The sequence below is a fragment of the Faecalibacterium sp. DFI.5.82 genome, assembly GCF_029076575.1.
Lineage (GTDB): Bacteria > Bacillota > Clostridia > Oscillospirales > Ruminococcaceae > Faecalibacterium > Faecalibacterium duncaniae.
The window spans coordinates 1-329 of sequence record NZ_JARFIS010000265.1 but is presented as its reverse complement, the minus strand read 5'-3'; the positions used below and the strand labels follow the sequence as shown (position 1 = coordinate 329).

General features: G+C 42.9%; 1 rRNA gene. It reads left to right on the top strand.

The window, feature by feature from the left end:
* Nucleotides 1-88 (top strand): 16S ribosomal RNA (locus P0G09_RS16535); the annotation flags it as partial.
* Nucleotides 89-329 lie beyond the last annotated feature (241 nt).

Here is a 329-nt window from a genome sequence, read left to right as displayed (position 1 = left end):
GAGGACGCCGCCGAAGGTAAAACTGGTGATTGGGGTGAAGTCGTAACAAGGTAGCCGTAGGAGAACCTGCGGCTGGATCACCTCCTTTCTAAGGAGTCAGGCAGATGGAAGAACATCGAAGATGGTCAGCCATCTGGAACAGGTGACAGATACAAGCAGAGTAGATATTGTTCGATTTTGAGGGCCCTGAAAAGGACACTCAAAGACGTACCTTGAAAACTGAATAATAACTGCGAAACAAAGATTATAGTAAGTTCTTTTAAGAAATATTGCAATTTCAAAAGGAAGGGTAACAATAATCTTCGTTGGCAATAAGAGAGAATCAAGAG